The sequence below is a fragment of the Bacteroides sp. ET225 genome (genome assembly GCF_024733745.1).
GTDB lineage: Bacteria > Bacteroidota > Bacteroidia > Bacteroidales > Bacteroidaceae > Phocaeicola > Phocaeicola excrementipullorum.
Map to the genome: position 1 here is coordinate 92,585 of NZ_JANRHN010000007.1, position 26,784 is coordinate 119,368.

Here is a 26,784-nt window from a genome sequence, read left to right on the forward strand (position 1 = left end):
TGCTGCAAAATTTATGCCAGCAGGCGGCCATGAGAGCCGTATTGTCATTCCTCTTCAATAATTTATGCGTGATGGATTTTTATGGTGTGACAAGTTTTGTATCTTTGCAGAAGTTCTGACATATTGTCGTTCGTTTTTTTTACTTAATTTTTACATATGAAATATTTGATTTGTTTGATGACTTTGTTGGGTATGATGCGTGTGCAACTGTTGGCGTCGGATGTCCATACGGTAACGTTGAAACTGGTAGAAACAAGTGACGTTCATGGCTGTTATTTTCCGTATGACTTCATCAATCGCAAGCCGATGAAGGGAAGTCTGGCGCGTGTGTCTGATTATGTGAAGAGGCTCCGTAAGGAATACGGGGAGAATGTGATTCTGATGGATAACGGTGATATCCTTCAGGGACAGCCTACAGCCTATTATTATAACTACATTGATACGGCTTCGCTGCATTTGAATGCGGAAATGCTGAACTATATGCGCTATGATGTCGGCAATATGGGAAACCATGATATAGAAACCGGACATGCCGTGTACGACCGGTGGATCCGTGACTGCGGCTTTCCGGTGCTTGGAGCCAATGTCACCGACGTGAAAACCGGCAAGCCTTACCTTCCTCCTTACCGGGTGTTTGAAAAGGAGGGAGTGCGGATTGCCGTGTTAGGCATGATTACTCCGTCGATACCTTCGTGGCTGCCCGAAAGATTGTGGAGCGGACTCCGCTTTGAAGATATGGAGCAGGCTGCACGGAAATGGGTGGACATTATCCGCGAGAAAGAGCGTCCGGACGTGCTGGTCGGACTGTTCCATTCCGGGCCGGAAGGTAACAAACTCGACAATGTGGTGGAGAACGCTTCGGCTCTGGTTGCAAGGAATGTTCCGGGTTTCGATGTGGTGTTTATGGGACATGACCATGTGCGGGCGTGCGAAAAGACAGTCAATGCGGCGGGCGATTCTGTCTTGCTGGTCAATCCGGCAAACATGGCGCGGACAGTGGCGGAGGTGACTCTGGAGATTCGGAAGGATAAGATGGGAAAGGTAGCAGGGAAGTCTGTTTCCGGCAAGCTGGTCAGCATGGATGATTATGAGGCGGACGAGGATTTCATGAAGACCTTTCACTCCCAGTATGATGCGGTGAGCCGTTTTGTCGCGCGCAAGATCGGGAGCATAGACAGAACCATTTCTTCGAAAGACGCCTTTTTCGGCCCTTCTGCCTTTGTCGACCTGATTCACCGCCTCCAGCTGAAGATTACCGGTGCCGACATTTCGTTCTGCGCGCCGCTTTCCGCCACAGCTGAAATCAGGAAAGGCGACATTTATATGAGCGACATGTTCAATCTGTATAAGTATGAAAACCTGCTGTATGTGATGGAACTGAGCGGCCGTGAGATCAAGGACTTTCTGGAGATGTCGTATGCGCTGTGGACCGGCAGAATGCAGCAGGCCGATGATCACCTGATTCTGCTTAATGAAAAGGACAATGGCTTCGGACGTTTCAAGAATCCGAGTTTCAACTTTGATTCGGCTGCGGGAATCATTTATACGGTGGATGTGACAAAGCCTGAAGGAAAAAAGATAACTGTCAGGAGTATGGCCGACGGAACGCCTTTTGATATGAACAAGATTTACAAGGTGGCCGTAAATTCGTATCGTGGCAATGGGGGAGGAGATTTGCTGACCAAAGGCGGGGGAATACCAAAGGCTGAGCTGGCGGAACGCATCATCTTCTCGACCGACAAGGACCTGCGCTTTTATTTGATGCAGGAAATCGAGAAGGCTGGCGTGTTGAGTCCGGAGCCGTTGAACCAGTGGCGTTTTGTTCCGGAAGAGTGGACTGTTCCTGCGGCAAAGCGTGACTGTCAGTTGTTGTTTGGAAAATGAACATTTATTTTTTTTAGCTTATGGGAAAAATTTTACAAGAATTCAAGACGTTTGCCATGCGCGGTAATGTTATCGACATGGCTGTGGGTGTGATTATCGGCGGTGCTTTCGGAAAGATTGTTTCATCGCTGGTAGCTGATGTGATAATGCCGCTTGTCGGTCTGTTGGTTGGAGGAATTAATTTTTCCCAATTGAAGTGGACCATCAAGCCGGCTGTAATGGACGGTGATGCGGTGGTTTCTCCGGAAGTCTCGCTGAATTACGGAAACTTTATTCAGGTGACTTTTGACTTTCTGATCATAGCTGTTTCCGTTTTCCTGATGGTAAAGGCCATTAACACGCTGAGCAAGAAAAAGAAGGAAGAAGCGGCAAAGCCGGTTCCGCCTCCGCCGTCGGATGAAGTGAAGCTGCTGGCGGAAATTCGTGATCTGCTGAAAAAGGAGAAAGACGGCGCACGCTGAATGTGGGCTGAAGCATAGAAACTGAAGGAGGCAAAGCGATATCGGCCTGAAGCACAAGGCTGCCAACGATACGCTTTGCCTCCCTCGTTTTTCTATGTGTCTATTCTTTCCATCCTCCGCCGAGTGCCTTGTACAGATGAACCATCGTAATCTGTTTGTCACGGATGGCGTTGCTGAGGCTGATCTGGGCTTCAAGGTATCCACGCTGGGCATCCAGCAAGTCCATGTATGCGATGACACCGTTCATGTATTGCAGCTGCGCCAGGTCGAGCGCACTCTTTGATGATTGTTCCAGCCGCAGGCGCGTTTCATAGATTTCCTTGATCTTGTTGAATTCTGCGATGGCATTGTATGCTTCCTTGAAAGCGTTCAAGACAACCTTCTCATACTGGTGGGTTGCTCCTTCAAGTGCCGCTTTCTGTGCTTTCAGCCGTGCGCGGTTCTTGCCCCATGTAAAGACCGGCTGCAGCAGATTGGCGCTCAGCAGATGCCAGGGAGATTTCAGCAGTTCGCTCAGCAGTTCGCTTTCGCCTCCGTAGCTGGCGTTCAGCGTAAGCGAGGGGAACAGGCTGGTGAAAGCGATTCCTACGTCTGCATTGGCAGCGATAAGTGCCTGCTCTGCCTGACGCACATCCGGGCGGCGTTCCAGCAGGCTGGAGGGCAGTCCGACTGGCAGGCTGACCGGGAACATCACGTCTTCCGGAAGTACGGAGCGATTGATATGGTGGGGATATTCTCCGGTAAGGAATGCGATTTCGTTTTCTTTCAGTGTGATCTGCCGTTCCAGATCAGGCACAAGGGTAGCGGTGCGTGCCAATTCCACCTGAGCCTGTCTGAAAGCTGTTTCTGACGTCAGTCCTCCTTCATAACGGATGCGGGCCAAGTGGAGGCTTTCACGCCGTGCGTCCACCGTTTGCTTTACGATAGACAGTTCGTTGTCGAGTGCTACCAGTTCAAAATAAGATTGGGCTACTTCAGCGATCAGGCTCATTTTCAAGGCCCGCTGGTTTTCGATGGATCCGAGAAATTCGGCCACGCTCTTGTCTTTCGCCCAGCGGAGCCTTCCCCAGAGGTCTATTTCCCAGCTTACGGTTCCTTTCAGATCAAACTCGTCGTCCATCGAATAATGGTTGCCCCCATAGTTTTCTCTTTCACGTTCAGCATAGACTCTCAGACCTACCTGAGGCAGCATGTTGGCCACCTGAATCCGCTTGCTCGCCGCGAGTTCCTTTACTCTTGCCGCGGCAATCAGCATGTCCTTGTTGTAGGTCAGTGTCTTTCTGATAAGTGCTTGCAGCGTGGTGTCTGTATACAATTCTTCCCATGCGTAGTCGCCGATTGAAGCGGTGTCAACGCTGAGGCTGTCGAGCGTTTCAGGCAGTTTCAGATCCGGACGTGTATAATGCTTTCCCAATTGGCAGCTTCCCAGCAGGAAGGTTGCCAATGCTACGGTCAGGAGCCGGTATGTTGTTTTCGAATATTTCATATTGAATGATTATTTTGCATGTTTCGGTTTAATCTTGTTTTTCGCTTTGTAGATCATGACAAAGAAGAAAGGAACCAGGAAGATGCCGACTGTTACAGCCACAATCATGCCAAAGAATACGCCTGTGCCGATGGCCTGGCGGCTGGCCGCTCCCGGACCCGATGCGATGACCAGCGGAACCATGCCGAGAATGAATGCCAATGAAGTCATCAGAATCGGACGGAACCGCAGGTGGGATGCGTGCAGGGCCGCATCAATCACATTCTTTCCCGCATCTACTTCGTCTTTGGCAAATTCGACGATCAGAATGGCATTCTTCGCAGCCAGTCCGACCAGCATGACAAGGCCAATCTGGAAATACGTGTCGTTTTCCAGCCCGCACAGTGCGACGCCGGCGTATGCGCCCAGTGCGGCGACAGGAAGCGAAAGCAGGACGGCTATCGGGACGCTCCAGCTTTCATACAGTGCAGCAAGGAACAGGAACACGAACAGGAATACCAGCGTAAGAATCATGCCTGTCTGTCCTCCTGCCTGTTTCTCCTGATAGGAAAGTCCGCTCCATTCTACGCCTATATTGTCGGGCAAGTGTTCTTCGGCCAGTTGCTCTATCAGTTCCATAGCCTGTCCGGAACTGTAGCCGTGTGCGGCCGTTCCGCGGATGATTGCCGTGTTGAACATGTTGAACCGTTTGATGCTTCCCGGACCGGTTGTGTATTCAGTGTTTCCGAGTGCGGTGAGCGGAATCATGTTGCCCGAGCTGCCGCGCACGAAAAACAGGTTGATGTTGTCGCGGTGTTCGCGATAGGGCGCTTCCGCCTGTATGTATACGCGGTAGATACGGTTGAACATGTTGAAGTCGTTTACATAGAGCGAACCGGTGTATGCTTTCATCGTGGTGAATACGTCTGCCATGGGAACGCCCGAAAGCTTTACCTTGTCGCGGTCTACATCGAAGTAGAGCTGCGGTATTTCGGCCTGCAATGAGGATGAAAGTCCGCTCAGCTCCTTTCGTTGCGAGGCGTAATACATCAATGTGTCGGCCGCTTGCACGAGGTTTTCATAAGTAGCGTCGCCGCGTGCCTCCAGCTGCATTTCGAAACCTCCGGAAGTACCCAGTCCCGGAATTACGGGCGGTGTGGAGAGATAGACTTTGCATTCCGGATATTTTTCAAACTCGTTCTGGACATCTGCCATCACCTCTTCGATTGTTGTATCGTCGCGTTCTTTCCATTCTTTCAGAATGACGGTCAGTGTGCTTCTGGCCTGGCTTGTGCCGACACGAGGACTGGTTCCGGTTACGTTCTGCACATATTCTACGGCGGGATTCTTCATCAGGTAGCTGACGGCCCGGTTGGTTATGATGCGTGTGCGTTCGAGTGTCGTGCCTTCAGGCATTTCCAGCTCGACGGTGAAATAGCCCTGGTCTTCCGTGGGAAGGAAGCTGGTTGGAATCAGCCGGTAGAGCACGAAGATGAACACGAGCACCATGCCGAATCCTGCCGTGATCCGTTTGGGGTGCTTGATGATTCTGCTGATTCCGGAAACATATTTGCGGTTGCCGAGGTCCAGCCATCGGTTGATGGCCCGGAATACGCGGTTTTTAGGCTTGTTCGGATCTTGCGGCTTGAGAATCAACGAACACATGACAGGACTTAGGGTGAGCGCCACTACGGTTGACAGCAGCACCGAAACCGCAATGGTGATACTGAACTGGCGATATAGCTGTCCGGTGATTCCCGACAAGAAACTTACCGGAACGAATACGGCGGCCAGCACCATCGAAGTGGCGATCAGTGCGCCTGTCAGTCCGTCCATCGCTTTTTTCGTTGCCTCATACGGGCTCAGATGCTCTTCTTCCATGATGCGTTCCACGTTTTCAACAACCACAATGGCGTCGTCCACAACCAGACCGATGGCAAGAACCAGTCCGAGCAATGTCAGAATGTTCAGCGAGAAGCCGAAGATAAGCATGAAACCGAATGTTCCGATCAATGAAATCGGCACGGCTATGGTAGGAATCAGGGTGGCGCGCCAGCTCTGGAGAGAGAGGAATACCACAACGATCACCAGAAACAACGCTTCGAATAGTGTCTTGTATACTTCATGGATTGACTCGGAAATGTAAGTCGTCATGTCGAACGGCACTTCATATTTCATTCCTTCCGGGAAGTTCTGGCTGATTTCGTCCATGGTGGCCTTTACCCGTTCGGCCACGTCCATCGCGTTGGCTCCGGGCAGCATGTAAACTCCCAGAACGGCAGCGTTTCCTCCGTTGATACCGCTTTCTGTATTGTATGACTGCGCTTCGAGCGATACGCGTGCCACGTCGCGCATACGGATCAGCGAGCCGTCGGAATTGGCGCGCAGCACGATCTCTTCGAATTGGGCCACCGATGACAGACGTCCCTGGGCCGTGATTGGAATGGTGATGTCGAGTCCGTTTACGGGCTGCTGTCCGAGCACTCCGGCAGCCGATTCACGGTTCTGGTCCTTCAGCGCGTTCTGCACGTCTTGTACGGTCAGGCCGAAATTAGCCAGGCGAGCCGGGTCAAGCCAGATTTGCATGGCGTAATAGCGGCTGCCTATGTTTGATACGCGGCCTACGCCCGGAATACGGCGGAGAAGGTCGAGCACGTTCAGCGTGGCGAAATTGCTCAGATAGATTTCATCGAACTTCGGATCGTTCGAAGTCAGACAGATGGTCATAAGCTGGCTTGCCGCCTGCTTTTCGATTTCGATACCGTTTTGCACCACTTCGGCGGGCAAGCGCGATTCGGCCAGCTTGATGCGGTTCTGGATTTCGACGGCCGCCAAATCCGGGTTGGCGGATATGTCGAACGTTACCGTTGCCGAAAATCCTCCGGAGTTGGAACTGTTCGATTCCATATAGAGCATGCCCGGCGTACCGTTCAGTTCCTGCTCGATGGGGGTGGCTACGGCCTGCGACACGGTCAAAGCACTTGCACCCGGATAAGACGCGCTGATTTTCACCACCGGAGGAGTGATCTGAGGGTATTGGTCGATAGGCAGCATGGTAAGTCCGATGATACCGATGATGACTATCAATATGGAGATGACGATCGAGAATACGGGCCGATCGATAAAGAAACTCACTTTCATGGATTGCTACGTTTAGAATTATGTGGTTTATTCGTCCTTGTTTTCTTCTTCTTTGGGGGCTTCTCCCAAACGCATTTTGACTCCCGGGGTCAGCTTGTGGTAGCCTTCGTCCACAATCATTTCTCCTGGTATCAGTCCCCGTTCGATTACGATGTTGTTTCCGAATTCGGGGCCCAGTTCGACAAAACGCTTTTCAGCAGTGGAGTCTTTGCGCATCACATAAATGTAGGAGCCTCCTTTTTCGATGATGATAGCCTTTTGGGGGACAACCGTCGCATTCTCACGCACATCGAGAAGCAGCCTGACTTTTGTGAACTGTCCCGGAAGAAGCACGTGCTCGGGGTTGTTCATTTCTGCGCGCACAGAGAATGTTCCAGTTTTGGGATCAACCTGCGGTTCGGCAAAGTCCACCAGTCCTTTATACGGATAAATGCTGTTGTCCGGCAATGTGATGGTTACGGTCGGTTGCCAGGAGCGGGTAGAATCCTTCTGGCCTATGATGATGTTGCGTTCTTTGCTTTTGAGGTAATCAAGCGCCGTCATGCTGAAGTCGATCAGCACGGTGTCGCTCTTTACGATGGTTGCGAGCAGCGACTTGCCCGATGTGCCTACCAGCGTACCGAGGTCGACATGGCGTTCGCTGATCTGTCCGGAAATCGGGGAGCGCACCACGGTGTATCCAAGTTCCTGCTCTGCCTGGTCCAAATCGGCCTGGCTCATGCCGACGCTGGCCACAGCCGTTTCATAGGCGGCTGTCGCATTGTCCAGGTCGAGCTGGCTGGCCGCATTCTGTTCGTAAAGCGGGCGGATACGGTTCAGGTCGCGTTCGGCCTTCCGCGCCGTAGCCTCGTCTTTTTTCAGCTGGGCGCGCGCCTTGTCTACTTTTGCCTGATACTGGTCCTGGTTGATAATGAACAGAACCTGGTTCCGTTTCACCTGTGTGCCTTCTTCAAACAGCATCTGTTCGAGAAAGCCTTCCACACGGGCGCGCACTTCGACGAACTGCTGCGCTCTTACTCTTCCTACATAATCGCCGTATATTTCCACATCCTGTTTGAGGGCAGGCGTGGCATGTACGATCGGAAGCTCGGGAGCCGGCTTGGGCTTGTGGGTCAGAATCAGGTAAGCCGCGATGATTACTGCTATGCATATTGCCGCATAGATGGTTTGTTTCCTTCTAATCTTTAAATCCTTTACAGACAAAAAACGTTTCATATCTATTATTCTATTTGTTGTTTATAGAAACCTTGTAGCAAAAGCAATATATATGCCAAAGATAAGAAATTATTCTATTGGTTGATATTCAAATCCATAAATAGATCCGGGCTAAATGCTTGTGTGGAAGAACTGTGGATTTATTCTACACAAACTGTTCTCTCCACATGTGCTTGAGGGCTGAAACGGGGTGATGCAGCAGCATTCTCGGCCCTGCATATTTCATGACCTCCCCAATTCTCCGCTTCATATCGGGCTTGTAGCAGTGAACCGGACATTTCCGGCAGGTTTTCTTCTTTTCCCCGAACGGACAGCGGGAGAGCCTTGCGTGCGCATATTCCAGAAGCTGCCTGCACGAACCGCACAGCTCTTCGTTGCCTTCCCTGTGCCGGCAATAAAGCCGGATCATCTGTTCTACCGTCCTTTTTTCTTCTTCTATTCTTGAATGTCTGCGCATGTTTTCTGATGACTTCGTGTGTGCAAAGGTAAGACAAAAATCGGACGTCCGCAATCATCTTCCCGAAACTCCGGGTCATCACCGATAAAATCTATGGTTCGAAGGCAGGACTGTATAGTTCGAGCGTGGAACGTAAAGTCTGGTCCGTTGTATGCCGGGAATTTCCGGTATGTCCGCCCGTCTGTTCTTTGTTCCCTTCGTGTCCGGCCACGGAAAGATTTGAGTCAGTTTTCAGGCGGAGATATGATTTCCGTTCATATATTTTCGTAATTTTGCACCCGGAAAAAATCTTTAAACAACATGGAATTAGAGGAACATTTAGAAACGACTGTAAAGGCCCACGACCAGCTGCTGCATCGTAGGGTCGATCTTTTGCTGCGCACGGGGAAAGTATTGGTGGAAAGTCTGGCAGACACAAACCGTATTGTACGTAACATGAAGCGTACGGCTGCTTATCTGGGTATTCCGGAAGAGAAACTCCACATCAACGTCAGCTTCACGATGCTGATGGTGAATGTGAGCGACGGTGACTATTCTTTCACCAAGTTCCAGCGGATTGAGGGGCATGGCGTGAATATGACGGCCATTTCGGAAATCAGCAAGCTTTCCTGGCGGGCCATCGAGAATGACTATTCGCTTGACAAGTATGAGGAAGAGCTGGAAAAGATTCGTACCAAGAAGCGCAATTACACTCCTTGGCAGGTGGCCGTCGGAGCGGGTTTTGCATGCGGCGGATTTTGCGTTCAGTTCGGCTGCGACTGGATGGCCTTTCTGTATGCTTCAATCGCTGCCATTCTGGGAATGCGTCTTCGTCAGATCTGCAACGAGTCCGGTCTGAACCATTATATGGGCATTGCCATTTCTGCCTTTGTTGCCACCGTTGTTGCATGGGCTACAACCTTGCTTCCTGGCGATTGGACTTCTACACCGTGGCATCCGCTGCTGGCCTGTGCCCTGTTTATTGTTCCGGGTGTTCCTTTGATAAACTTTGTGGATGACATGCTTGACAATTACATTCAGGTCGGCATCGTGCGTGCCGTCAATACGCTGCTGATGGTTTCGGCCATGGCGTTCGGCATCGCTTTTGCCGTGAAGCTCTGTCAGGTAGACAACTTTTTCCCGACCATCAGCATGGTTCCGCACCACAATTATCTGGAGTATGCGATTGCCGCTGCCATTTCGGCCATGGGATTCTCCATGATTTTCAATATCCAGCGCCGCCTGCTTTGGGTGGTTGCCATCGGCGGCATCATTGCCGTTTGCACGCGCAATTTTGTCAATCTGGGTCCCAGCACCGACAATATCGGTCTGGATATGGGATTGGTTATCGGTTCGTTTACCGGCGCTGTTGTGGTCAGCCTGATTGCCATCAAGGCGGTCCACTGGTTTCATGTGCCGAATCACGTGCTGACCATTCCTTCGGTGATTCCGATGATTCCGGGAGTACTTATGTATCGTATGCTGTTCGGACTGATCAACATGAATGTCCAGACAGCCGAGCAGGTGACTCCGTTGATAAAAGCAATCGAGAGCGGCGTAAATTCCGGCCTCATAATCATGTGCATTTCATTGGGAGTAGCCATCCCTAATATTTTCGGCCGCCGGTTTATCGCTCACTCGAAGAATGCCCGTCTGCACGAGCTGCTGAAAGAGCGCAAGGAACGCGGCAAGTTTATCGAATGGTAATTTTCATTTTTAATTTCAAGAAATATGATTAGACTTAATGTTTTTATTCAGGCGGACGAGAAGAATCACGCCGCTGTGGTTGAAGCTGCAAAAGAACTTGTTGCCGCTTCGTTGAAAGACAACGGTTGCATAGCTTATGATCTGTTTCAGAGCGCAACCCGTCCGGATGTGCTGATGATTTGTGAAACGTGGAAAGACGCTGAAAGCCTGAGTGCACACGAACAGTCGGCTCATTTCACAGCATTGGTTCCGAAAATCCAGAGTCTGGCTGAAATGAAGCTGGAGAAATTTCAGTTCTGATTTTTCGGGAGAAATATAAAGAAAAAGAAGGTGTGTCGAAATATAATTAGCTTTCATTTTGTCATCCTGAACGAAGCGAAGGATCTCGGAAATATAAGCATGATACATGCTAGATGTTTACTTCATTCAATATGATATTACTTTTTGATAGCCCAATTTGTTTTGGCACGCCTTCTTTCTTTTAGTCAGTTGCTCTTTGTTCAGAGCTTTTTCAAGCCTTTTAATTCAGATGTATCTTTTGCCTCTATGATGCTGATGGCATATCCTCCGGCAGCGACAGCTCTTAAATTCAGTTTGGTTTTGTTCGTAACGATTCCTTTTTTGATTGTATACGATTGAGGGTTGGTCTTGTAGTCGGCATCCTTTCCATCTGCATAGACTGTTGCGATATATTTCTTGTCGGCATCCAGAAAATCCAATGTAATTTTTGACGTGTGTTCGGCATCGCCCGCTACACACCCCACAAACCAGTTACCAGTGTCTTTTGCTTTGCGTGCAACGGTGATAAATTTGCCCGGTTCTGCTTCCAGGTATTTGCTGTCATCCCAATCCACAGCTACATCTTTGATAAACTGAAATGCGTCCATAAATCTTTCATAGTTTTCGGGGATATCTGCTGCCATCTGCAGTGGACTGTACATTGTTACGTACAGAGCCAGTTGGTTGGCTATGGTTGCGTTTACATGCGAATGGTTGTTCGGATTGATCTTTTCAATGTCCATTTCGAATATTCCCGGCGTATAGTCCATCGGTCCCCCCTGTAAACGGGTAAACGGGAGTATTGTTGTATGAAAAGGTTTGCTTCCGCCGAAAGCTTGGTATTCGGTTCCTCTTGCAGATTCATTGCCTATCAGATTCGGATATGTGCGGCACAAACCTGTTGGGCGTACAGCTTCGTGCGCATTTACCATAATCTTATGTTTGGCAGCTTCTTTTACACAATGCAGGTAATGGTCGTTCATCCACTGGCCGTAGTGATGTTCCCCATAAGGAAGCATGTTGCCTACATATCCGCTTTTTACGGAATTGTATCCGTATTTGTTCATCAGTTGGTAGGCTGCTTCGAGGTGCCGTTCGTAGTTGACGGAAGAGCCTGAAGTTTCATGATGCATCATCAGCCGGACACCTTTAGAGTGCGCATATTCGTTCAGTGCTTTGATGTCAAAGTCAGGGTAGGGAGTTACGAAGTCGAATACATAATTTTTTTGATTGCCAAACCAGTCTTCCCATCCAATGTTCCATCCTTCCACCAATACTTGGTCGAATCCGTGTTCTGCCGCAAAATCGATGTAGCGTTTCACATTATCGTTGTTGGCGGAATGTGTTCCATTCTTTGGGAGTTTGCTGTAGTCGCAGTTTTCTAACTTGACAGACGGCAAGGCATTTGTGTATGACCATGTTCCTTTTCCGGTAATCATTTCCCACCATACACCTACATATTTTACGGGTTTTATCCAAGAAGTGTCTTCCAGTTTGCAAGGTTCGTTCAGATTCAGAATGAGATGTGATGCGAGAATGTCGCATGCATTGTCTGAAACGATAATCGTACGCCAAGGTGAATGGCAAGGCGTTTGAAGCCGGCCCTTGTAACCTTCTGCATCTGGAGTCAGCCAGGATTCGAAGATCATGTTTTTGTCGTCCAGATTGAGATGCATGCATGAATAGTCTGTCAGTGCAGCTTCATGCAGGTTGATGTACAGTCCTTCTGCCGTTTTCATTTGCAGAGAAGTTTGTACTCCTGTTTCTGAGAAAACAGTCTGCGAGGCATTCGACGTGACTGCGTTCCGGAGAAGTCCGCGTATCTCAGACAGTTTGGATTGTGTATAATCATATTCTTGCGTGTCATAATCGCCGGGAATCCACCAGGCTGTATGGTCACCTGTCAGCGCAAATTGGGTATGTTCTTCCTTTATGGTAAAATAGACCAGATTCTTCTGTTGCGGGAACTCATAGCGGAATCCTACTCCGTCGTCGTAAACACGGAAGCGAATGTTCATGTAGCGGTTGGTTGCAGGCTGTTTCAGCTCGGCCACCATTTCGTTGTAATGGTTTCGGATTTCTTTCACTTCTCCCCATACAGGTTGCCAGGTTTCGTCGAAAGAAGATGTCGAGATGTTGACTTGTTCAAACCCGTCCATGAGGTTGTTCCCTTCACGCAGTTCCACTCCCAGTTTGCTTTCTTTGATGACCGGTATCTCTTTGTAATTAACCTTATAAGTCGGTATTCCGTTTTTCAGCCGGAAATCTATTGATATTTGTCCGTTAGGTGATTGGATAACTTTTGCATGAGATGTGATGGCTCCCAGCAAGAGAACGGCAAGTGTAAGTTTGATTTTCATGGTGTCAATAATATTATGAGGTTATTTATATTCAATAATCAGCATGTCCCAGTATTTTAATGAGGGGAGTTTCATTTCCAGTCGGTCGCCGTTTGTTTTGAATCCGATAGGGCACAACGCTCCTCCCGCAAAGTCCGGCGAAGCCATCCAAATTCCTTTGACTGGGCGTGAAGGACGGAAACTGAACTTGGGGTTTTCCGTAAGAATAGGTTCCGGCATGGTTCCGTCGTCGTCACGCCATTCGTCGCTGTTTGCCTGCGAGAAGTTCAGTAGATGGATGATATCTTTGTCTTTCAGATTGCGGGCGATGACGCATAGCGTTTCTGTTTGTGGAGGCCATTGGCTGACGGTAAACTTTCCGTCGGCCGATTCAAGGTCAACTGATGTGTTTAGGGTGCCTTCATCACGCAGGACATTCTGATAAGCGGTGAGAAAGTCGTAGTAGTGTACAATAGCTTGCTTTAATTCTTCGCTCATGGTCAGGTTGTTGTTCGGGAAGTATTCTTTGCACAGCATGTGCGGTCCGAGTTCTAAATGCGACCCTCCCAAAGCGAACATTACAGCATCAGTGAGCAGTACGCCCGGAGTGTTGAACTGTCCTTTGTTGTCGGCAAGCCTATAGTTCATGTAGGCTGCGAATACCGTATTCAGTCGGTTGCCACTGTAGTTTGCATTTTCGTCGATGATTTGTTTGAGGTGGCTGAATTTCGCTTCAGTGCGGTCGGCATCTTTTCCCCAGACTTCATTGTACAGAAAGTCTACAGCTCCGCTTTGCGCGATATTTTTACTTCCATATCTGCTTACGGCATTCATGACCAGACGTTTGTCAGGATGTGCTTCTTTCATTGCTTTGATGAATGACGCGTATCCTTCCGGAAGATCCACTTCTTTTCCGTATACGTTGAATACCGTTCCGCGATCGCCTAACTGATCAATCTGATACCCGTCGAAATCAAACTGATTATATACGTCTGCATTCCGTTCTGCCAGATACTTTTGCCAGGCAAGGTTTCCCGGGTCTGTCAGGTAAATGTCGCTTTTCCATCCGTCAGGCAGATCATGGGAGTCGCGAGTCTTGGCTGCATAGTCTTTATAGAGTCCCCATGAATCGCTGACCCCATCTTCGCGTGCATCTGCGAGGGCTCCGAAGCAGAGGTTGTAGAAAATTGATTTCATGCCATATGTATGTTGTATGTTGATGTATTTTTCGATGGTTTCAGCATATACGTCCCGATTGGCAATATCTTTGTATATGTTGAGAACCTGTCCGTCGTGCGTGCTTCCAAGCGGCCAGTGGTGTTTGTTGTGCCAATCCTGAAACTGCACGCCGTTGATATGGCAACGTCTCAGAAAGTTCATTTCGTCTTGAATGGTTTCATCGGTCTTTTTTCCAAAATCCGCTACAAAGCCGTATCTGGGGAAACGTTTCCAGTCGCTCGAAGCATCTATGGCAATGGTTCCGTAGATGGTTTCTATACCGTTTGATGACGAATAGATTTCGGCCATATAGCCGGTAAAGTCTTGTTCCGGAAGAGCCCAGTTCCATGAGTTTCCGGTATAGTCCTGTTCTGCAATCACTTCCTCTAATTGACGGTAACGGATTTTTGTTCCGGCAGGGATTTGTCCTTCTGCAGTGAACTGGACGTTTTCTCCCGGGGCGTAGCAGGCTTTGTCTGTGGTGAGCCGGATTTTTGGACCGGCTGTAATGCTGACAGACACATCTCCTCCCGAATGGTCTGACGGATTGATTCCCGTTGTTGCGTTTTCATCTTTGCATGAGGCAAAAAGCATGAAGCATGATACTAAATAAAATATCTTTTTCATGGTGTACGTATGTTTTAGTTTTTAATGATGGTAAGCGTTTCTGTTGCTTGATTTAAAGTGATGGTGTAGCTTCCGGATTCTGTGACCTTCCATTTGTTGTCAAGTGCACCATATCCATAATCGGGGTTTGTCTTGTCTATTAGATACATGACATGTTCTCCCGGTGTGAGCTCTTCTCCGGCTTCTTCTGCCATGAACCATGCGCCCATCCAGTCTTCTTGGTTGTCGCAGCTGAATTTGATTTCTCCAGCATTGAGGTTTCCTGTCCACTGCAAGGTGTGGCTGTCGTCTTGCAAGGTCATTGATGTGCTTGACGGCATATCCCATCCGTTTGGTGTGGCATCTCCTACCAAATAGATTGTTGTATAAGGGGTAAACGGGTTCATAATCATTTTTTCCTTTCCGTCAGTAATGTCAAGGCGTATTTTATAGATTTTTCCACATTCATTTTCGTTTAAAACCCATTTTTGGTCGCTTCCTCCCAGTTTTACATTTTGGTCGGTATAAGGAGCTTTGTCTTGTGTGGACATGTACATATTGTCCCAGCTTCCCGCCATTGTCCCGAATTTGAATTCTCCCTCTGCTTTCCATTCGAAGTAGCGGCTGTAAAGGAAGACGAACGGATTGACAGGATCCTTTTTGAGTGGATCAAAGCTCCAGTCGTTGAAGCTTCCTACAAAATAGATCATATCATATGCTGGAGCAAGAGGTTCCGATTTTTGCAGGCTTAGCGTATTGTCCAGCAGGTTAACTGTCAGTTTGTAGAGGTTGGTTTCGCTGACGGTGAATTTCAGATCCTCCACACTGTTGTCTGTTTTCTTGACAATCGGGCATACGGAGCCGTCAGTCAGTTCTGTTCCGTTGTCGGCAGTCCGGACATAAGCCGTAGACAGAAGATCTTTTTCTGTGAAAAACTTGAATTCCTTGTCGGCTGTCAGTTGGGCAACAACGCTGAATATGCCGGGTTGCTGGTTATTTTCGAGAGCCAAAGCTTGCATCTGGCTTGCATCCCATCCGCCATCGGTTGCGTCGCCGCACAGGTAGAGTGTTTCAGCTACAGGTTCATAAGTGGCTATTTTCAATGTGACAGAAGCCGTTTGAGTATATTCTTCATATCCGGAAACTTCTGCTGTAAGTTTGGCTTGTACGTCGAGTGTTTCTCCGTAGTTGAGGCTGATGTTTGCATTGTGCAGGTAGTCGTTCAGTTCTCGCACGGTGAATGTGTACGAAAGCTCCTGGTCGTTGAAAGATTTATCAAACAGAGGTGCTGTTTCCGTATCGTTGGCGGTGTTATTCAGTTCCAGTTTGTAATTCATTCGGGCACTGGTGCCATAATTTGTACCGCTGGTCCACTTCAGAGTGACCGCAGTCTGCGTGGCATCTGATTCTTTCAGGTTGATTTCCTGTTTGTCGGCAGTCAGGACTAATGTATTGTTTCCTTTGTTAAGTTCGGCCAGCTCTTCAGCGCATGACGTGAGCAGGCAAATTACGCTTAACAGTATTCCCGTTTGTGCGAATATATGTTTAAGTTTCATAATCTGTATGTTAAATGATTTATAAACGGTTTGTTCTGTTTCGGGCAACAAGTTGTCTTTTTAATATCCCGGGTTTTGTTCCATCAGTTTGTTTGCGTCCATTTCCACTTGCGGAATGGGAAGCAGCAGGCGGTCTTTGGTTGCGTTTGTCTTTCCGATTGACTGGAAGAACTTCAGCGCATAGTCACCTCCGTCAATGCGAATAAGGTCGAACCAGCGGTGGCCTTCGAAAGCCAGTTCCATGCGGCGTTCATGGATGATCTTTTCTTTCATTTCCTCTTTATCCGTACCTGTATAGTTGTTCAGTCCCGCGCGTTTCCGGACGATATTCAACGGCTCTTGGGCCTTTGCGGTTTCTCCCAACTCGTTCAATGCTTCTGCTTTCATCAGCAATACATCCGCATACCGGTATACGATGAAGTTTTGTGGGCTGGTTTCTGCATCTTGATACAGGTTCAACGACATTGGGATAAGAAATTTGCGTACATTCCTTCCTGTCATGAAAGCATAGCTGGCTTTATATTCTTTTCCGTCAAAGTTGGGGCAGCCTTCATAAAGAACGGTAATGTCCTTGCGGATGTCGCCTGGTTCGTAGGCATTGAAAAATTCATCGGTGGGCTGGTTCCATCCGTATGATCCGTATGTGAATCCGGAATTTCGGGGTCCCATGTAGGTAGAACACCATGACGCTTGTCCGTCGTTAGCCCAGAATCCTCCTGTTCCTGCGTTTTCGCCTGAATATTGAACCTCGAAGATTGATTCGGCACTGTTCTTGTTGTTGATAAGATTTTCGTTCCAAAGGTCAGCGTAAGCGTAATGGCTCAAGTCGTATCCCATATCCTTTATCTGATCGCAGAGATTAACGACAGCTTGGAAGAATCCTTCTTCGGGGGCAAGCAGCTGATAAGTATCTCCGTATGATGCCAGTGTCAGATACACTTTCGCCAGTTGGGTGTATGCCGCATCCTTTGTGGCGCGTCCTAAATCAGCCGGAGCCAGTTCGTTTTTCTGGGGAAGTCGACTGATAGCTTCTTTGCAGTCTTTGATGATCAGGTCATAAACTTCTGTAATGCTGTTGCGGGCTATATCCTTGGGATCGTCCACTTCGGCAGGAACAGTACGTATGGGAACACCTCCGAAACAGCGTACAAGAATGAAATAATAGTGTGCCCGCAAGAAGTAGGCTTCTCCCAGACAGCGTTCCAATATGTCGGGAGCGATGTTTCCCGTATTTTCTGAAAGCGTTTGGAGCGTTGTGTTGCAATTGCCGATGCCTGTATACCCCCCTCTCCATACGCCTATGGCAAGATTGTTGGTTGGAGTGGCATAGAAGTTTGCGATTTCTTTGGTTTCTACGCCGTCGGTTCCGGTAGAAGGGTCGCCGCCTACCTCACTGTTTCCGGCGCAGATGTCGAGTGTCCAGATACGTTGGTTGTAGAGGTTCATTGATTGGAGCGACTGATAGCATCCGTTGGTCATGGCAATGGCAAGTTCGTCGCTGACAGGCATATTTACGTTAGGCGAATCTTGCGGATATTTTTCTAGAAAATCGCTGCAAGATGAGCATGTCAGCAGTGTGGCTGAAATAAAGATATAAAATAGACGTTTCATAATCGGCATTACATTTGGAGGTTAGAAATTGAAGTTAAGGCCAAGGTTGAATGTCCTTGAAATAGGGTAGCGGTTGTTGTCGATGCCGTTGACATCCACTTCCGGATCGAATCCGGAATAACTGGTGATGGTGGCCACATTTTCGCAGGAAATGAATATGCGGGCATTTTCCAAAGTCAGTTTGCTGGTCCATTTTTTCGGGAAGTTATAGCCCAGTGTGATGTTTTTTATACGGAGATAGGAACCGTTTTCTACCCATCTGTCGGAGTTTCTGTTGTTCTTGGCCGGGTCATTTAAGATGGCTCTCGGCATAGAATAGCTTGTGCCTTCTCCTGTCCATCGGTCGAGTACGGCAGTTGTCTGGTTGGCAGCTCCTGCCATGCCTTCATTGCTGATATTGTTGGCATTGAAGATGTCATTTCCGCTCACCCCTTGCAGGTAGATAGACAGGTCGAATCCTTTGTAACTTAGATTATTCATCATAGAGAATATCCATTTCGGATTCGGGTCGCCGATAGTGGTGCGGTCTTCCTCGTTGATCTTTCCGTCGTTGTTTAAGTCTTTGAAGCGGATATCTCCCGGACGGGTTTCAGTGCTTTGAAAGGCATGGGCATCTATTTCTTCCTGATTTTGGAAAATTCCGTCAGTCACATATCCGTAAAACGTATTGATGGGGAATCCGTTGGCGAGCCGGGTGACGTGTTCGCCTCCCAGCTCGTTCCGCATCATCGGAATATCGCTGTTCAGGTCGATAATTTCATTCTTGTTGTAGGTGACGTTCAGGCTTGTATCCCAGTTGAATTCTCCTCCGGTAAAGTTGTAGGTGTGCAATGCCAGTTCAAACCCTTTGTTTCTTACTTTCCCAGCATTGGTCTTGCAGCTTGAAACGGTTTCATCGAATCCGGCTGTGATGGGTACGGATGCTTCTACAAGCATATCTTTCGTGCTTTTTATGTAGCCGTCTACCGACAAGTTGATGCGTGAATTGAACAGGCTCAGATCGATGCCGATATTTGCCTGATGAATAGCCTCCCAGCGTATGTCGGGATTATACAAGCTGGTTGTTGTCAGTGCATCCACCACTTTTCCTCCGAAAGCATATTTGCGTATGTCGAACAGTGCGGCAAAGTCGTAGTTTCCGATGGAAGCCTGGTTACCAGTCACGCCATATCCGGCGCGCAGCTTGAGGTCTGAAACGATGTTGTTTTTCGGAAACCATGATTCTTTTGATATGCGCCATGCCAGTGATGCGGAAGGGAATGTTCCCCATCGGTTGTTTTTTCCGAAGCGCGAAGAACCGTCGCGGCGGACTGTGGCTGTGACGAAATATTTGTCGTCGAAATTATAGTTGGCACGTGCCATGTATGAAAGCAATGCCCATTCGTTCATGCTTCCCGTGAGGCTTGTTATATTTTTGGCGTTGGAGAGTTGGTTGAACTCATCGAAGAGAAATTCGGCAACGTTTCCGTTCATGTAGTCGTACTTGTTCCACTGTGCGGAGCTTCCCAGCATGGCATCTACATGATGTTTCCCGAAATCCTTGTTGAATGTGAAATAGTTGTCCCACAAATAGGTGAATGATTTGTCGCTGCTTTGATACTTGCTGCTTTCTCCTGTTTCGCCGGAAGCTGTCCAGTCGTATTTGGGGAAGAAGTTATTGCTGTACCAGAATTTAGCATCGTATCCGAAGGTGCTTTTGAATTGCAGCCATTCGCAGAATTTGATTTCGGCAGAGATGTTTGCCAGAAAATTGTATCCGTCTGTTTCGCTGCTGTCGTTGTACATTGGTCCTATGGGGTTGCGCATTGTTCCGTACCAGTTGGCTTGCGAGCGGTTGTCGTAGTCTGGATATCCCGGATAGCTCCAGCCGCCGTCTTCTGTTTTTACCGGCTGTGTGGGCAGTGCCTTCATGGCATCGGCAATGCTGTAAGTTCCCTGTTTCTTTCGGTCGGTCGAGAAAGTGAGGTTGTTTGAGAATTTCAGCCAGCTCAACACTTGTGAGTCGGTGTTGGCCTGAAAAGTGAAGCGACGGTAGCTGACCGTTTCTACGGTACCGGTCTGGTTGATGAAACCTCCTGAGATATAATAGTGCGACTTTTCGTTTCCGCCCGAATAACTGAGCGTATAGTTTTGCGTGACACCGCTATGGAACATTTCGTCTAGCCAGTCCGTGCTTTGTGTCAGGCTGTTCGGATCAGTCCATAACGGGTTGGTAGCTTGTCCCGCAGCAGAGAGCATATCGTTGCTGTATGCTGCATATTGTTGTGCGTTCAGCATTTCGGGTTGGTTGGTGATTTGCTGTATCGCCCAATTGCCGCTGAATGAAAGTTTTCCTTTTCCGCTTTCTCCTCTGCGAGTGGTAATCATGACTACTCCGTTTGCTCCTCGTGAACCGTAAATGGCGGTTGCTGATGCGTCTTTCAAGACATCTACACGATCTACGTCTGCCATGTTGATGGCGTTTAAACCCAAATCAGTCGGTACCCCGTCAATTACGACCAGTGGGTTGCTGTCGTTGATCGAACCTACGCCACGTACCCGGATGGTTACATTGTCGCCAGGTTTTCCGCTGTCTACGATTTGGAGTCCGGCTACTTTTCCCTGCAGGGCTTGTCCGATATTGCTTGCCGGTGAGTTACGGATGTCTTTTGATCCGACAGATCCGACAGCTCCGGTCAAGTCGCTTTTTTTCATGGTTCCGTAACCGATCACCACAACTTCGTCAAGCAACTCTGTGTTGTCTTTCAATGTAATGATGATGGGTTGGTTTCCGCTGACTGTTACGTTTTGGTCGGTGTACCCGATGTAGGAAACTAAAAGTATACTCCCTTTGGGAACATTCAGAGAGAATTTTCCGTTGAGATCGGTAACGGCTCCGTTGGTTGTGCCTTGCTGTACAACGTTTGCTCCAATGACCGGTTCGCCGGCGGAATCAAGTACGGTGCCCGAAATTGTTAGTTCTTGGCTGAATGCGCTGGCGGTTACCAGCAGACATCCAAGCAGGGCAGGCATTCGTTTCTTCAGAGAAATAAAAGCATTGTTTTGCATAAAATTAGACTTTAAAATGATGATAAAAAGGATTTTACCTGATGTTTGAATCAGGTGTCACAAAGGTATCTTATAAAAGATGACACATCAGGCTTGTGTATAAAAAAAGTAGTGTTTATGACTATGGCGTAATTGATAAAATATTGGTTTATAGCCTATTGCTGTTTGTGCGTAAAAATAAAAAAGTAGTTCCTTTGTAGCATTTTCTCAAACATTTCTGAGAAATCTTTTCTCAGTCTGATTCTGTGGGCTAGAAAAAAGAGAAAGTTTAAGCATTGGAAATTTTGCGGAATGCTTTTTTGATGAATGTTGTGGGTTTAGGCGGTAAAAGGGAGAGATTGCTTGCGAAAATAGCAGAAAGACATCTGAAAAGAATGACAGTTTGTGAGAGCTCTGTATATCTAACCTGAATATATAAATATTCAGGCCAGATATATATAACATGGAGATATATGTCTTTAGGCTGAAGATATGCTTTCATACAGGTTCTTGTTTGTAGCCTATCTTTATGACGTTTTTTTCAAATTCTTCGCGATTGCCTTTCGCCTTGTTTCGTGCCTTGGTTCGGTAGTTATATATAGTCGTTACCGAATAGCGAAGGAATTGTGCGATTTTTATGCTGTCCGTTATGCCGAGTCTGATAAGTGCAAAAATGCGTAATTCGGTATTGAGCCGGTGCGGGTTTTTTAAATGAATTTGTTCATCCTCGACAAGCAGTTTGTTGAACTCTTCCACGAAATGAGGGAAAAGTTGCAGGAAGGTGTCGTCAAAGTTCTCGTAAAAATCTTTTAGCTGGTCATCTATATACTGTGACGACTTCAGTTTCTGAAACAGTTCTTCTAATTTGCCGGACGCTGCTATTTTCCCCAGACTTTTTCTGTATTCATCCATCTTGTCTATATAAGCGGAGCACTGGTCCATGTATCTGCCTATATATACTTCTTTAAGGGTTATGTTTTCTGCAAGCGAATGGTTTGCATCCTGAAGTTTGGAGTTTGACTTATGCAGGTTATCGTTTGCCTGTGTCAGTTTGTTGTTGGCTTCGATAACTTGGCGGCGTGCCAGAGCCAGCCTTTCCATTTGTTTGTATAGATAATAAATGCCTCCCGAAAGGCATAAGGCCAGCGCAAAGATTACGTATAGCATGATTTTCAGTTTCTCCTGTTGTGCTTCTTTTTCTTTTTGATATGTATCGTTGATAACCGGAAAAAGTTCCAGAACCTCTACGATCCGCAGGCGTGCATTGCATATAGAGGCATCCTCCATGCAAAGTTTTATGCATGTATATGCTCTGTCGATATCCCCTTCTTTGTAGAGTATGACCGCCAGTTCACGTAATGCCGAATATTCGCGAACGGCCGACTTCAAGTCGGCAATGGATGATTCCAGCAGGCAGCGTTTGCGATTTTCATTGTCCTTCTTCAGTTTGTATGCTTCAGAAAGCGTGAACATGAGCATAGCTTTTTCGTGAATTTGCAATGGGTGCGTTCTTGAATATTCTTCCAGCAAGTTTATGGCTTCATCCCATTTGCCGTGTACATTGTATTGGTCCGCTTTTACAATCTGAAAGGTTATTGATTCCGGGTCGTTTACAGTAAGTATTGAGTCGCGGTACAAGTCGGTCTGTTCGTTGTATAATTTTTTCTGGGAAGGGGTGACGGCATAATCATCCATGTATCCGTAAATTGTTCTGCAAATATGGTAATAATACGGAAGCAGATGTTTGGGGAGATTGGGGACTTGAATATCTTTGAGTATGTCTAGGGCTTCTGTGAACATGCCGGCGACTCCCAAAACTTCTGCCATGTTTAAACGTGCGTTGACTATGTATTCCTTGTTTGAAGTCCTTTGTGCTGTTTCATAAAGTTCCCTTACTACATGTAGTGACGAGTCTGCGTTGAACAGTCGATATTCTTCATATAAATTCGAAAGAATCTTGTAGCGTTGTTCCTGAGTGTCCGATTCTTCGAAACGGGCTTGCAAATATGACAATTGCTTTTCTTTGTTTTCCACATAGATATGCCTTTGCTGCAATGCCTGATCCAGTTCATGCAACAATGTCTTAATTTCTTCGTTTGCAGACAAAGAGATGGAGAGAGTCAGATATATTAAGGTTATGAAAAGTCTTTTATTCATCTTTGTTTAATCTTGAAATACAAAGTTAGAAACAAATATGAAAAACAAGATATATTTAGAAAGATATTTGCTGTTTCATTTATAGGCTGGATTTGTTTATAAAAACAAACCCGGCCATCCGTCTGCAAACGGATGGCCGGGCAATTATGTTTCAGTCAAATAATCCTAGCGATTATTTCTTGCCTTCCAGCTTTTCTTTCAAAGCAGCCAGAGCATCGATATCACCCAAAGTAGTAGAGGCAGCCTGATTCTGGATCAGCGGAGCTTCTTCTTTCTTTGAAGCCTTCTTTGCTTTCTTTTCTGCTTTTTCTTCAGCCTTGGCTGCATCTTCGAAGATACGGCTGTGTGACAGGATGATGCGTTTTGCGTCCTTGTTGAATTCGATCACCTTGAACGGGAGCTTTTCATCCAGCTGAGCCTGAGTGCCGTCTTCTTTTACCAGATGTTTCGGAGTTGCGAAACCTTCTACACCGTAAGGCAGAGCCACTACAGCACCCTTATCCAGCATTTCTACAATTGTACCTTCGTGGATAGAACCTACCGTAAATACGGTTTCGAATACATCCCAAGGATTGTCTTCCAACTGCTTGTGACCCAAGCTCAGACGACGGTTTTCCTTGTCGATTTCCAGAACCACTACATCGATGTCAGCACCGATCTGAGTGAATTCTGACGGATGTTTGATTTTCTTGGTCCATGACAAGTCAGAGATATGAATCAAACCGTCAACGCCTTCTTCGATTTCTACAAATACACCGAAGTTAGTGAAGTTGCGTACTTTAGCAGTGTGCTTAGAGCCTACAGGATACTTCTCTTCGATAGTTTCCCATGGATCCGCTTTCAGCTGTTTGATACCCAAAGACATCTTGCGTTCTTCGCGGTCGAGTGTCAGGATGACAGCTTCTACTTCATCGCCCACTTTCATGAAGTCCTGAGCAGAGCGCAGATGCTGTGACCAAGACATTTCTGAAACGTGGATCAGACCTTCAACGCCCGGAGCGATTTCGATGAATGCTCCGTAGTCAGCCATAACGACTACTTTGCCTTTCACGTGGTCGCCTACTTTCAAGTCCGGATCGAGAGCATCCCAAGGATGCGGAGTCAGCTGTTTCAGACCCAAAGCGATACGTTTCTTTTCGTCATCGAAGTCAAGGATAACTACGTTCAGCTTCTGGTCGAGCTGTACAACTTCATGCGGATCGCTTACACGGCCCCATGACAGGTCTGTAATGTGGATCAGACCATCTACGCCGCCCAAGTCGATGAATACACCGTAAGAAGTGATATTTTTGACAGTACCTTCGAGTACCTGGCCTTTTTCGAGCTTGCTGATGATTTCTTTCTTCTGCTGTTCCAGTTCGGCTTCGATAAGAGCCTTGTGAGAAACAACCACATTCTTGAATTCCTGGTTGATCTTGACAACCTTGAATTCCATTGTCTTTCCTACGAATACATCGTAGTCACGGATCGGTTTCACATCAATCTGAGAACCCGGCAAGAATGCTTCGATGCCGAATACGTCAACGATCATACCGCCCTTCGTGCGGCATTTGATGTAACCCTTGATAATTTCTTCGTTTTCAAGCGCAGCATTGATACGGTCCCAAGAGCGGGTTGCACGCGCTTTCTTGTGTGACAGAACCAGCTGGCCTTTTTTGTCTTCCTGGTTTTCGATGTACACTTCAACAGTGTCACCGACTTTCAAGTCCGGATTGTAACGGAATTCGCTCAACGGAATGATACCGTCTGACTTGTAGCCGATATTGACTACAACTTCGCGTTTGTTCATTGCGATAACTGTACCGTCAACCACTTCATGGTCGCCTACCTTGTTCAAGGTGTTGTCGTAAGCCTTTTCCTGATCTTCCTTGCTTACGCTTGACAGTGTTTCACCGTTTTCATAAGCATCCCAGTTGAAGTCTTCAATAGGATGTACGTCTTTTAAGTTTTCCATTAAATAAAAATAAGTTGTTAAATAACTAATTGTGTTAGACTTTATATTGATCTAAATCGGCTGCAAAGGTATAACAATTTCTTGAATATTAAAACCTTTGCAGCCTTTTTTCTTCTTTCCGGCATTTTTTGCGCTTCGGAGTGCGCCTGTCGGTTTCAGGTTCAGTCTTTCAGCGAATATTCTACCGTAGTGACTACACGGACCTTCTTGATATAGGGTGTGTTGGCGTCGCGGTCGCTGATGCTGAACTGTCCCTGGTTGGCATGGCGGATTTTTCCGAGCTTGCTTTCAGAGTCCTTTGCAAACTTTTCGGCGGCTTCGCGTGCGTTTTTGGTGGCTTCCTCAATCATTCCCGGCTTGATCTTGTTGAGGCTCGTGTATTCGTATGAAACATTGTAGCGATAGTCGCCGCCCGTGATTGCGATGCCGCGTTTGAGCAGTTCTCCCTGTTCGCTTATCAGTTTCCTCACCAGTTCCACCTTGTTTGACGTTACGGTGATGACTGAAGTAACATTATAGCGGAAAGGTGAATCGTTGTTGCTGTAGCGTTCTGCTTTCTGGTCGATAATGTCAGGAGCATTTACGCTGATTTCGTTTTCATCTATTCCTTTTTCCTTCAGAAATTCCAGAATGGTCTGGTTCGAACGTTTGATGTCCGTGTAAAGCGCGTTCAGGTCATTGCCCAGACTTTTGTATACGAGCGGCCATGTCACTTTGTCGGCAGGGACTTCCATTTCGGCCAGTCCTTTTACGTTTACGCTGCGGTCTTTTTCAGAGAAGTTGTTTAGTCCGCAATTGATGAACACTCCTAGCAGGAGGAATCCCAGAGCCAGTATAGAGGCTTCAATTTTCCAGCTTTTCATAACGATAAATGTTTGTTTAAATGTTTTTAAAATGATACTTGGCCAGTTCCTGTATGGGATTTTTCAGATAGAGCGAGGTGGTGAAACCAGACTTTCCGGCGCTTTCGTTTATTTCTTCCTGAAAAAACCATGCGACAGATCCCGTAAAGGATACCGGCCATTCTTTTCCGTAAAGATAGACATTTCTTTTGAAGAAATCATCAAAACATCTGATGAGAAAATGATGTACCTGTATATTTTTTCTATATTTATATATGTAAGGTGTAAATCCGGCGAGAAAACGGTTGGCTAAAGGTTCGCGGTAGATGCGGTCCAGCAGAAGGGAAGGGGTGAGATTGAATTCGGCCAGCAGTCCTTCAAGCAGTTCCGGAGGGAGCTGTCTTTTCATGCAGTCGCTTATGAACCGTTTGCCCAGGCAGGCGCCGCTGCCTTCGTCGCCGAGAATATAGCCGAGAGGCGGGATGTTGTCCAGAATCTTCTCTCCGTCATACAGGCATGAGTTTGAGCCGGTGCCGAGGATGCAGGCAATCCCTTTTTGGTTCTTGCACAAGGCTCTTGCGGCTCCCAGCAGGTCGCTTTGCACTTCGATAGCATGGCACGAAGGGAACAGGTCATTCAGGCTTCGCAAGATGCCGGCGGATTTTTCCGGAGTGCATCCCGCTCCGTAAAAAAAGATGTGAGAGATATTTTCCGGAGAGAAGGGGAGTTGTCCGACCAGCTGCTCGGAAATGATCAGGCGAATCTCTTGTTCTGTCAGGTGAAAGGGGTTGATTCCTTGTGTGTGTATAGGCTGGGATCCGGTGACGCTGTCACCGAACACCCAGTCTGTCTTGGTTGCGCCGCTATCGGCTATGAGTATCATATC

The 26,784-nt window shown here is 47.5% G+C and carries 17 protein-coding genes; 4 read left to right on the plus strand and 13 right to left on the minus strand.

Going from position 1 to position 26,784, the window contains the following annotated elements; genetic code table 11:
- The first annotated feature begins 156 nt into the window (after positions 1-156).
- A complete protein-coding gene (locus tag NW212_RS05205) occupies positions 157-1,884 on the plus strand; it encodes a bifunctional UDP-sugar hydrolase/5'-nucleotidase (protein WP_258337583.1) in 1,728 nt (575 codons plus the stop codon).
- A 20-nt stretch (positions 1,885-1,904) separates the two neighbouring features.
- Positions 1,905-2,345, plus strand: a complete 441-nt coding sequence (gene mscL, locus NW212_RS05210; protein WP_258337584.1) for a large-conductance mechanosensitive channel protein MscL — start codon at positions 1,905-1,907, stop codon at positions 2,343-2,345.
- Between the two features lie 100 nt (positions 2,346-2,445).
- Here the strand turns inward: mscL and NW212_RS05215 are convergent, their stop codons facing one another.
- The 4 genes from NW212_RS05215 to NW212_RS05230 form a co-directional block, all read right to left on the minus strand.
- Positions 2,446-3,831 carry an efflux transporter outer membrane subunit gene (locus NW212_RS05215; RefSeq protein ID WP_258337585.1) on the minus strand — a complete coding sequence of 462 codons (1,386 nt, stop codon included), beginning with the start codon at positions 3,829-3,831 and terminating at the stop codon, positions 2,446-2,448.
- Between the two features lie 9 nt (positions 3,832-3,840).
- On the minus strand, positions 3,841-6,951 hold the full coding sequence (locus tag NW212_RS05220; protein WP_258337586.1) for an efflux RND transporter permease subunit: 3,111 nt from the start codon (positions 6,949-6,951) through the stop codon (positions 3,841-3,843).
- A 27-nt stretch (positions 6,952-6,978) separates the two neighbouring features.
- A complete protein-coding gene (locus NW212_RS05225; protein ID WP_258337587.1) occupies positions 6,979-8,166 on the minus strand; it encodes an efflux RND transporter periplasmic adaptor subunit in 1,188 nt (395 codons plus the stop codon).
- Between the two features lie 145 nt (positions 8,167-8,311).
- A complete protein-coding gene (locus tag NW212_RS05230; RefSeq protein ID WP_258337588.1) occupies positions 8,312-8,623 on the minus strand; it encodes a nitrous oxide-stimulated promoter family protein in 312 nt (103 codons plus the stop codon).
- A 300-nt stretch (positions 8,624-8,923) separates the two neighbouring features.
- Here NW212_RS05230 and NW212_RS05235 point away from each other — a divergent pair, with 300 nt between their 5' ends.
- Together NW212_RS05235 and NW212_RS05240 are read left to right on the plus strand one after the other, a co-directional pair.
- A complete protein-coding gene (locus NW212_RS05235; protein ID WP_258337589.1) occupies positions 8,924-10,309 on the plus strand; it encodes a threonine/serine exporter ThrE family protein in 1,386 nt (461 codons plus the stop codon).
- A gap of 24 nt (positions 10,310-10,333) precedes the next feature.
- The gene (locus NW212_RS05240; RefSeq protein WP_258337590.1) at positions 10,334-10,609 is read left to right on the plus strand and encodes a putative quinol monooxygenase; all 276 of its coding nucleotides are present in this window, start codon (positions 10,334-10,336) and stop codon (positions 10,607-10,609) included.
- 200 nt (positions 10,610-10,809) lie between these two features.
- Here the strand turns inward: NW212_RS05240 and NW212_RS05245 are convergent, their stop codons facing one another.
- The 9 genes from NW212_RS05245 to NW212_RS05285 form a co-directional block, all read right to left on the minus strand.
- Positions 10,810-12,948 (minus strand): glycoside hydrolase family 97 protein, encoded by a 2,139-nt coding sequence (locus NW212_RS05245; RefSeq protein ID WP_258337591.1) that lies wholly within the window; start codon positions 12,946-12,948, stop codon positions 10,810-10,812.
- Positions 12,949-12,969: 21 nt separating this feature from the next.
- On the minus strand, positions 12,970-14,772 hold the full coding sequence (locus NW212_RS05250) for a glycoside hydrolase family 66 protein (protein ID WP_258337592.1): 1,803 nt from the start codon (positions 14,770-14,772) through the stop codon (positions 12,970-12,972).
- Between the two features lie 14 nt (positions 14,773-14,786).
- Positions 14,787-16,307, minus strand: coding sequence for a SusF/SusE family outer membrane protein (locus NW212_RS05255; RefSeq protein ID WP_258337593.1), 1,521 nt, complete (start codon positions 16,305-16,307; stop codon positions 14,787-14,789).
- A gap of 60 nt (positions 16,308-16,367) precedes the next feature.
- On the minus strand, positions 16,368-17,918 hold the full coding sequence (locus NW212_RS05260; protein WP_258337594.1) for a RagB/SusD family nutrient uptake outer membrane protein: 1,551 nt from the start codon (positions 17,916-17,918) through the stop codon (positions 16,368-16,370).
- Between the two features lie 21 nt (positions 17,919-17,939).
- Complete coding sequence (locus tag NW212_RS05265) at positions 17,940-20,966, minus strand: TonB-dependent receptor (protein WP_258337595.1); 3,027 nt, start codon at positions 20,964-20,966, stop codon at positions 17,940-17,942.
- Between the two features lie 477 nt (positions 20,967-21,443).
- A complete protein-coding gene (locus NW212_RS05270; protein WP_258337596.1) occupies positions 21,444-23,102 on the minus strand; it encodes a DUF6377 domain-containing protein in 1,659 nt (552 codons plus the stop codon).
- 172 nt (positions 23,103-23,274) lie between these two features.
- Positions 23,275-25,056, minus strand: a complete 1,782-nt coding sequence (gene rpsA / locus NW212_RS05275; protein ID WP_258337597.1) for a 30S ribosomal protein S1 — start codon at positions 25,054-25,056, stop codon at positions 23,275-23,277.
- Between the two features lie 161 nt (positions 25,057-25,217).
- Positions 25,218-25,919 (minus strand): SIMPL domain-containing protein, encoded by a 702-nt coding sequence (locus NW212_RS05280; RefSeq protein WP_258337598.1) that lies wholly within the window; start codon positions 25,917-25,919, stop codon positions 25,218-25,220.
- Between the two features lie 16 nt (positions 25,920-25,935).
- Positions 25,936-26,781, minus strand: coding sequence for an ATPase (locus NW212_RS05285; protein ID WP_258337599.1), 846 nt, complete (start codon positions 26,779-26,781; stop codon positions 25,936-25,938).
- Positions 26,782-26,784: the final 3 nt, after the last annotated feature.

Bases quoted from the DNA above. Each gene is read 5' to 3' on its own strand.
- NW212_RS05205 (WP_258337583.1), top strand. From the start codon at position 157: ATGAAATATTTGATTTGTTTGATGACTTTGTTGGGTATGATGCGTGTG.
- mscL (WP_258337584.1), top strand. From the start codon at position 1,905: ATGGGAAAAATTTTACAAGAATTCAAGACGTTTGCCATGCGCGGTAAT.
- NW212_RS05215 (WP_258337585.1), bottom strand. From the start codon at position 3,831: ATGAAATATTCGAAAACAACATACCGGCTCCTGACCGTAGCATTGGCA.
- NW212_RS05220 (WP_258337586.1), bottom strand. From the start codon at position 6,951: ATGAAAGTGAGTTTCTTTATCGATCGGCCCGTATTCTCGATCGTCATC.
- NW212_RS05225 (WP_258337587.1), bottom strand. From the start codon at position 8,166: ATGAAACGTTTTTTGTCTGTAAAGGATTTAAAGATTAGAAGGAAACAA.
- NW212_RS05230 (WP_258337588.1), bottom strand. From the start codon at position 8,623: ATGCGCAGACATTCAAGAATAGAAGAAGAAAAAAGGACGGTAGAACAG.
- NW212_RS05235 (WP_258337589.1), top strand. From the start codon at position 8,924: ATGGAATTAGAGGAACATTTAGAAACGACTGTAAAGGCCCACGACCAG.
- NW212_RS05240 (WP_258337590.1), top strand. From the start codon at position 10,334: ATGATTAGACTTAATGTTTTTATTCAGGCGGACGAGAAGAATCACGCC.
- NW212_RS05245 (WP_258337591.1), bottom strand. From the start codon at position 12,948: ATGAAAATCAAACTTACACTTGCCGTTCTCTTGCTGGGAGCCATCACA.
- NW212_RS05250 (WP_258337592.1), bottom strand. From the start codon at position 14,772: ATGAAAAAGATATTTTATTTAGTATCATGCTTCATGCTTTTTGCCTCA.
- NW212_RS05255 (WP_258337593.1), bottom strand. From the start codon at position 16,307: ATGAAACTTAAACATATATTCGCACAAACGGGAATACTGTTAAGCGTA.
- NW212_RS05260 (WP_258337594.1), bottom strand. From the start codon at position 17,918: ATGAAACGTCTATTTTATATCTTTATTTCAGCCACACTGCTGACATGC.
- NW212_RS05265 (WP_258337595.1), bottom strand. From the start codon at position 20,966: ATGCAAAACAATGCTTTTATTTCTCTGAAGAAACGAATGCCTGCCCTG.
- NW212_RS05270 (WP_258337596.1), bottom strand. From the start codon at position 23,102: ATGAATAAAAGACTTTTCATAACCTTAATATATCTGACTCTCTCCATC.
- rpsA (WP_258337597.1), bottom strand. From the start codon at position 25,056: ATGGAAAACTTAAAAGACGTACATCCTATTGAAGACTTCAACTGGGAT.
- NW212_RS05280 (WP_258337598.1), bottom strand. From the start codon at position 25,919: ATGAAAAGCTGGAAAATTGAAGCCTCTATACTGGCTCTGGGATTCCTC.
- NW212_RS05285 (WP_258337599.1), bottom strand. From the start codon at position 26,781: ATGATACTCATAGCCGATAGCGGCGCAACCAAGACAGACTGGGTGTTC.